General features: G+C 32.3%; 7 protein-coding genes. 6 read left to right on the forward strand and 1 reads right to left on the reverse strand.

Going from position 1 to position 7636, the window contains the following annotated elements; all coding sequences use genetic code 11:
• Nucleotides 1–175: 175 nt before the first annotated feature.
• From P8M54_RS02330 to P8M54_RS02350, 5 genes are all read left to right on the forward strand, one after another.
• A complete protein-coding gene (locus P8M54_RS02330; RefSeq protein ID WP_300284618.1) occupies nt 176–1177 on the forward strand; it encodes an IS30 family transposase in 1002 nt (333 codons plus the stop codon).
• A 195-nt stretch (nt 1178–1372) separates the two neighbouring features.
• Nucleotides 1373–1783 carry a helix-turn-helix domain-containing protein gene (locus P8M54_RS02335; RefSeq protein ID WP_300284619.1) on the forward strand — a complete coding sequence of 137 codons (411 nt, stop codon included), beginning with the start codon at nt 1373–1375 and terminating at the stop codon, nt 1781–1783.
• The gene (locus P8M54_RS02340) at nt 1780–2619 is read left to right on the forward strand and encodes an IS3 family transposase (RefSeq protein WP_300284624.1); all 840 of its coding nucleotides are present in this window, start codon (nt 1780–1782) and stop codon (nt 2617–2619) included. The genes P8M54_RS02335 and P8M54_RS02340 overlap by 4 nt, the downstream gene beginning before the upstream one ends.
• A 158-nt stretch (nt 2620–2777) precedes the next feature.
• A complete protein-coding gene (locus P8M54_RS02345; protein ID WP_300284620.1) occupies nt 2778–3626 on the forward strand; it encodes a DUF5694 domain-containing protein in 849 nt (282 codons plus the stop codon).
• A 245-nt stretch (nt 3627–3871) separates the two neighbouring features.
• On the forward strand, nt 3872–4645 hold the full coding sequence (locus P8M54_RS02350) for an excinuclease ABC (RefSeq protein ID WP_300284621.1): 774 nt from the start codon (nt 3872–3874) through the stop codon (nt 4643–4645).
• 104 nt (nt 4646–4749) lie between these two features.
• Here P8M54_RS02350 and P8M54_RS02355 read toward each other — a convergent pair whose 3' ends face one another.
• The gene (locus tag P8M54_RS02355; RefSeq protein WP_300284622.1) at nt 4750–6345 is read right to left on the reverse strand and encodes an IS1182 family transposase; all 1596 of its coding nucleotides are present in this window, start codon (nt 6343–6345) and stop codon (nt 4750–4752) included.
• Nucleotides 6346–6789: 444 nt separating this feature from the next.
• On the opposite strand from P8M54_RS02355, the gene P8M54_RS02360 reads away from it, so the two are divergent.
• A complete protein-coding gene (locus P8M54_RS02360) occupies nt 6790–7143 on the forward strand; it encodes a hypothetical protein (RefSeq protein ID WP_300284623.1) in 354 nt (117 codons plus the stop codon).
• Nucleotides 7144–7636: the final 493 nt, after the last annotated feature.

The following is a 7636-nucleotide window of genomic DNA, read 5'->3' on the forward strand; positions in this document are numbered from 1 at the left end:
TTGATATAGCTGGAATTTAGTGGAATTATCGTTTCGCATCAAGTTTTCGTTAAGCCGAAAATTGAGCGGTTACGAACTTCCAGCCATCTCAAAGCAGCAAAACGTTAACTGCAACCCGAGCGCAGAGTCAAGAATCTAACGCAATTTTATAACCAAAAATGTATAAAATTGTAGTATGAAAACAGCTTACAAAAGACTCAATCGTGATCATAGAATTGAGATTGAAAAACTAATCGCTTTGGGCAAGAATAACAAACAAATTGCTACAACTCTATCGGTTCATCCAAGCACCATTTCCAGAGAACTAAAAAGGGTTAAAAATGAACCTTACAACAACCTAAAAGCAGAAGTGAATTATGTTCATAATCTAATGGATAAACGATTAGGAATATCCAAAATTAACAGCAATCCAAAACTTAAAAATTTTGTACATTCACGCTTAGAGTTACATTGGTCTCCTAAGCAAATTTCGGACGCTCTAAAACAATTTTACCCATTCGATTCAACAATGCAAATTTCACACGAAAGTATCTATTATCACATCTATATTCAACCAAAAAAAGAGGTAGAAAAACTACTAATATCACAACTTAGGCAGAAGAGAAAATATCGTGGAAACACACGTAGAGGTGTTGATAAAAGAACGACCATAAAAGACCCAATTCGTATTGATGAAAGACCTTCCGAAGTACTTACTCGAGAGATACCAGGACATTGGGAAGGCGACTTAGTGCTAGGAAAAAACAGAGAAAGTGCCATTGGAACACTTGTAGAAAGAACCACTCGCTTTCTAATAATTGTCCACCTAAAAAAGAAAGACTCAACCGCTGTTAGAAAGGCTTTTGAAAGTGAATTTAGAAAGCTTCCTACTAACTTGAAACTTTCTCTTACTTATGACAATGGAACCGAAATGGCACAACACAAAACATTTACTAAAAACAGCAAAGTTAAAGTGTATTTTGCTCATCCATATAGTCCTTGGGAAAGACCTACAAATGAAAATACAAATGGACTAATTAGAGACTATTTCCCTAAAGGAACAGACTTTAATTTAGTGACTAAAAAGCAACTCAAAGAAGTCCAAAATCAGATCAATGAAAGGCCACGACAAACACTTGAATATGAATCGCCTTTAAATACAATAAGCCGTTTATATATGAATCAGAATTTTATTTAAATGACTGTTAATCCAAAATAAATCGTAGCTTTATTTTTTGAATTTAGAAAGCCTAAACACAATCAAAATTGCTTTCTGAATTGGAAAAATAAGGCAAAACTTAATCGCAAAGAAATTGCGCTAGAAACTTGAATCCGCCGAGAAGTGACAAATCCTGAAATAGGTTGACTAAAAATTAAACACTTTTAGTAAACTATGAAACCCACAAAAAAAGAACACTGTCCAAAAATTGAGTACAAAAAAATCGGTTTTGATCTCAAACTTTCCATCATTGACCAAATTTCAAATGGTCAGATTTCCCTAAATCACGCTTCTAAGTTGCATGGGATTTCTCGCTCTTCAATAACATATTGGATGAAAAAATTGCGTTCCTTTGAACAAAACTCCAAAACAATGAGCAAGAATCAAGAACTAAAAAAACTTAAAGAGCGTATCGAAGAACTGGAATTTATTAAAGACTTTCAACAAATGATTATTGCTGATTTTGAAGTAAGCACTAATCTTGATTTTGCAAAAAAGTCATTGCCCGAAGCATTGCTAAAAGAAGTGGAGAAAAAGAAAAAAAACCTTTTAAAATCAAATGGTTCTCCAGGTGTTTCGGAATAAGCACGCAGGCTTATTACAAAAGAATTAACAAACAAAAAATTGAGGATTTAGAGACTCTAAAAATCAAAAAACTCATCACTCCTATTCGCCAAAAAATGGCTCGATATGGAGCCAAAAAACTATATCTTGACCTGAAAGATGATTTTAAAAAAAATGATATCAAAATGGGTAGAGATAGGTTCATTCATTTTTTAAGATATCACAATTTATTAATCCGAAAAACAAAACTATATCACATTACAACAGACTCTAAACATGGATTTTACAAATCAAAAGACTTATTAGCTGATCTAGAAATTAAACACGCAGAACAGGTCTTTGTCAGCGATATAACTTACATTAAACTTGCTTCCCAACATGCTTATTTAGCCTTAGTTACGGACGTTTATTCCAAGAAAATTATGGGATACAAAATTGACACCAATATGCGCGTCAAACTTGTCAAAGATGCTTTAGAAATGGCTGTTAAAAACAGACGTTACAAAAATGAAAATCTAATCCATCACTCCGATAGAGGAATACAATATTGCTGTCCCGATTTTGCTGAATTTTCCAAATCGAAGAAAATTATTCTTAGTACAACTCAAAATTCCAGCCCATACGAAAATGCGGTCGCAGAAAGAATTAATGGAATATTAAAACAGGAATTTGGACTAAATAAAACAATTCCAAACTTAAAAACAGCACAAAAAATGGTAAAACAAGCAATTGAAATTTATAATAACCAGCGCAGACATTGCTCTCTTGGAATGAAAACACCTGGATTTGCTCATGTGAATCAAATTCACAAATACAAGTCTTATAAGAAGAATAAAATCCCTATTTTAGTTGCGTAGGAATGTTGGCAAGTTTGGAAAAAAAATCCCTCAAAAGATTTTTTCTAAACTTATCAATATTACGTCTACAATCAACTATTTTTGATATTAGTAAACAACCAAAAATAGTCAACCTATATCAGGACAAGACAAAGAACGCACAGAATAAAAATTCACAAATGAAATTAAAACTAATAATCTTCTATTTCTTCGCTCTTACAACTTATGCAGTAAAAGCACAAATAAATCCTGACAGCATTTTAATAGAAAATGAAAAACAACCAAAAATTTTACTTGTTGGAACTTTTCATTTTGCATATTTCGACCAAGACCAATATAAAACAGAAGAAAATAATCGAGTAAATATTTTATCCGAAAAACGACAAAAAGAAGTTTTAGAACTTGTTGATTATATCGCTAAATTCAAACCAAATAAAATTTTTGTAGAAGATTTTAATAAGGACAATGTTCTTATGGAAAACTATAAAAATTATCAAAAAGGAAAATACAAACTAACTGCGGACGAAATTGACCAAATTGCATTCCGATTATCCAATAAGTTTCAATTAGATACAATTTATGCAGTTGACTCAAGAACAATTGCACACGACCTTTTTGAAAACGATAGCACAAAAAATTATATCAAATCTTTAAAGAAAAATGTAACTAATGAAAAAACATCGCCTACTCTTACAAAATATCACAAATGGTATGAATTAGACGACAAGTATTTATTAGAAAATTCATTATTGGATTATTTTAAGCTACTAAATTCTGAAAAGTATCAACAAAGAGGATTTTATAGTATGTTTTTAACTTCATTTAAAAATGAAAACATAGAAGGTGCCGATGACTTAACATTAGATTTAGTTAGCAGAAATATCCGCATATTGCATAAAATAACACAAAACATAACTTCTGAAAATGATAGGATATTGATACTTTTTGGCTCATCTCATACCGAATTTTTTAAAGTATTTTTTGAAACTTCGCCAGAATACGAACTAGTCAATTTTAATGAACTTTGAAAAACGGGCAGCAGTTAACATCGCATTGGCAAAATGGCGGGTTTCACGGCAAACTTCAACTTTTGTGCTTTTTATTCCGCCGAATGTGTTTCACATTCAGCTTTTTTTTAATAATTTAGCTTCCGTGGAAACACATCGGCTACGTTCTCGCTAAATTGAACTTTTCGTCCAATTTATCCGCCACTTCGCCAATGCGTTTCCCGTTAGTGGCAAGTATCTCGCAAATCGCTGAAAAACAACGAATTATGACAGAATTATTTTCGCAAAAGACACAAGAAGAATTAAAATCTTATGTTTATATTTTAATTGACCCAAGAGATAATAAAATATTCTATGTTGGAAAAGGTTATGGAAATCGTGTTTTTTCTCATATTAATGAAGCAATATTCAATCCAAGCGTTAGTGAAAAATTAGAAACAATTAGAGCTATTAAAACAGATAATTTAAAAGTAAAACACTTCATAGTAAAACACGGATTAGAAGAAAAAGAAGCGTTAATCGTTGAATCAGTTTTAATTGACTTTTTAACTTTTAGAGATTTTGCAGAAGTTGCTAAAATTTCAAATATTGTCGCAGGACATAATTCATTTAATCAAGGAATTAAAACTGTTAATGAATGTGAAATACTTTATAACTGTGAAGAATTAAAAAAAGAAGATATAAAACATAAAGTTTTAGTTATCAACATAAATAAAACTTATGACAATAAACGGAAAAAGAAAAGCGCTAATCCAGTTTATGACAGACCAAATATTTACGAAGCAACTAGAGGTTGGTGGGTTTTAGACAAAAATAGAGCAGAAAATTCAGAGTTTGTTTTAGCTGAATATAAAGGTGTAATAAGAGCAATATTTAAACCAGAAAAATGGGTTCAAGATATTGAATATAAAGGAACAAAAAGATGGGGATTTGAAGGTTCAGAAATTACTGCGAAAGAAATCCTTGACATTTATATGAACAAAGAAGTGCCGAAAATTAGAGGAATGGCAAATCCAATTCGTTATTTTGAGAAAATTTAGTAGTGGAAATAATACCAGCCACTAACAGCCGTAGCTGTTGCGCAACCCCTTTCAAATAGTAAAATTTCAAAATATCCCTAAAAAATAACCTCGTTTAAGCATTTTTAAGTGAGGTTTATTTTTGGTATTGAGCTGTAGTCTTTAAAAACGGAGGAGCTTAAAAATGCGGTTTTTAAGTCATAAAAAGCAGTTTTTACAGAAGTGGGTACGTTTGCTTGTAATTCATTTACTACTCCAGCTTTTGTTTTTGTTTTTTTGGTAATAAACTTCAAATATTTCTTCAAATTATAGGTCAATGATGCCATCAAGACGTGTTTGTTGGCTTGCTCGATTCCTCGTGTGTTTACTCGTTTCATATTGGTGAAATTCACCAATGTCCCAATTACGGGTTCCACTGTTTTGCTTCTCACTCGTACCATTTTCTTGGCATAGCTAGGGTTTTGTGTGAGTTTTTGGTGCATTCTATCGTAGTGTTCTTTATGAATACTGTTGTCTATCTTTTTGTATTTAGTGCTTTTTCCACAGCATTGTTCTCTCAGTGGACAGTTTTTACAATCGCTCTCGCTACTTCGATAGGTACGTTTTGTGTACCCTTTACTATCAGTTTTTTCGCCTTTAAATTTTAAAATGGCCTTGTTGGAACCTTCTTTTATGCATTCATATTGATTTAATTCTTTATTGAAAATAAAGCCTTCACGTTCGGGTTTGTACTGTCCGAAGTTGGGGATATAAGCATCTATATTTTTTTTGTGTAAATAGGCTAACGCTTCTCCACTACTATAACCTCCATCGGCTAAGAGCTCTTCTAATTCAATGCCGTTTTCTTTTAGGTTTTCCTGTGTCAGTTCAACTATTTGCTCCAAACACTGGCTATCTCTTTTATCTGCAAAATCAGAACAGGCACCAGTTATTACATGATGCGCATCGTCTACAGCAATCTGTCCAAAATAGTTTAACTGCCTTGCTTTCCCAGGCTTGACACTTACTCGAGCATCTGTATCGGTGGGTGAATAATGGGTGTGATTTGAAATAAATCTTGGGCGTATGGAATTACCGTGCTCATCTACTTTATCAATGTGGAAGTTGGGATTAGGTTGGCTCTTATAAGCTTCTTTTTTCCACTCGTGGTGTTGTTCCACTAATTTCTTTCTAGTACTAGTTGTCTTAAATTCACTGTTTTCTTCCAATTCATCTACAAAGGCACTGGCGTCTTGAAGTACTTCTTTCTCCACCAAACTATCCATAGAGGCATTGGCTTTGATAAAAACGCTGTCAACTGCTTGACGTTTGCCTCGAATCATGCCTTTGGAAACGCACAGCTTTAAAACCTCTTTAAATAAACTTAAAAATACTTCTTCACCATACAACCCACGCGTGCGACTAATAGTGCTGTGCCAGGGCAAAGTCTCATCAATGTCATAACGAATGAACAAACGAACATCTAAACAATTCGAGCAATATTCAATGAGTTTCCTGTCCGAATTTATATTGTTTAAATAACCAACTAAACAGATTTTGAAAAATACAACCGGGTCAATGCTCTCTTGTCCTTCGTCTCCATAATACTTTGCAGTAGCTTTATAAAGAAACCCAAAATCGATACATTGATCTAATAATCTATAAAAATTATGCCCTGGAATCAAGTCCGTTAAGTGTACTTGATAGAGCATTTTTGGCGTAAATTCTTTTCTTCCTTGCATAATTAAATTTACAAAAAAGAAAGCTTTTTAATGTTTCCTTTTTGTTATATTTGAGCAGTTGTGCAACAAGCACAGCGGTTTTGCGAGATTGCGAATTTAGTGGTAAATTCACGTTTACGTTTCGAAAGAAATTTTATCTTAGCCGAAAGAACTGGGTTACGAAGTTCGCAACCTCGCAAAGCCGCGACACGTTAGTGGCAAGCAGTAAAAAAAACTGAGATTAAAAAAAAATGTTTCTAAAAAATGAAAGTCTTTAAAGCTAATTATTATGATAAAACTTTTATTCTAAGTCCAATTTTATTTTATTTGGGTTATGTTAGTTTTAATTATAGTCAAAATTCACTTAACATCTTATTTTGCATTCTTATTCCACTAACTCTTCTATATGACTTATTAATTATCTTTTATTTAATTTATAAAAGAAATAATGTACAAAGCTTTCTATTGAAAATAATAATTCTGTTAAGTCCATTATTAATTTTCCCAATAATTGGGTTGACCAAATTATTGGAAAAAGAAAAAGTTATATTGAAAGCAAAAAATGTCGACGGCAAAAACTTATATTTATACTCTAACGATGAATTTAAGTTTACATCACAAACTTTACTTGGAACAGATATTGAAAGAGGTTCTTTTGACTTCAGTAAAAATAAAATTATACTAAAATTCAACACTAATGAAAGCTATGAAATCGACACTTTAAAGTTTGAAATAAATAAAGACACAATATTCCCTATAGATAATGACCAAATGGCTCCATTCTTAATTACAGAATACAGTAATTCTGCCAGCCACTAACACACGTCTCTGGCAACTTGCAACTTTTGTGGAATTACCGTTTTTTATTTGTATTTTCGTTCAGCCGAAAATACTCGCATTCATAAGTTGCAAGCAGCCAGAGGCGCGAGAACGTTATGGTAAATAGCTCTTTGGGCGTGCTTCAGCTAATGTGATTTTAATCTTTTTAAGTAAGTAACTACTATAAAAGTTTACAGTAAGCTGCCGGAAATAATAACCTAGAACAGTAAAATTAGTCGTTGTCGATATCGAAAACTGAGCTACTCCAATGATATTTGAAAGCGGATTTTTCTTTTATGTTTTTTCGAGATTTAGATGAAGTTTGATTCCACAGTATTAAAACTATCGAAAGCGTAAAATTGAAATGACGGAGAAATAAACTGGAATCGATAATAGAAACGTTCAATATTATGTGCTTAACATACGTGTCGCTACATACCATAACACACGATTGTGGTTATTGCGGAATTTAGTGGAATTATCGTTTTTTATT

The sequence above is a fragment of the Flavobacterium sp. genome (assembly GCF_029242675.1).
In the GTDB taxonomy this organism is placed as follows: Bacteria; Bacteroidota; Bacteroidia; order Flavobacteriales; family Flavobacteriaceae; genus Flavobacterium.

What these genes read in the sequence shown, in the direction of transcription:
- P8M54_RS02355 (WP_300284622.1), bottom strand. Translation starts at nt 6,345, where the DNA reads ATGCAAGGAAGAAAAGAATTTACGCCAAAAATGCTCTATCAAGTACAC.
- P8M54_RS02345 (WP_300284620.1), top strand. Translation starts at nt 2,778, where the DNA reads ATGAAATTAAAACTAATAATCTTCTATTTCTTCGCTCTTACAACTTAT.
- P8M54_RS02335 (WP_300284619.1), top strand. Translation starts at nt 1,373, where the DNA reads ATGAAACCCACAAAAAAAGAACACTGTCCAAAAATTGAGTACAAAAAA.
- P8M54_RS02350 (WP_300284621.1), top strand. Translation starts at nt 3,872, where the DNA reads ATGACAGAATTATTTTCGCAAAAGACACAAGAAGAATTAAAATCTTAT.
- P8M54_RS02330 (WP_300284618.1), top strand. Translation starts at nt 176, where the DNA reads ATGAAAACAGCTTACAAAAGACTCAATCGTGATCATAGAATTGAGATT.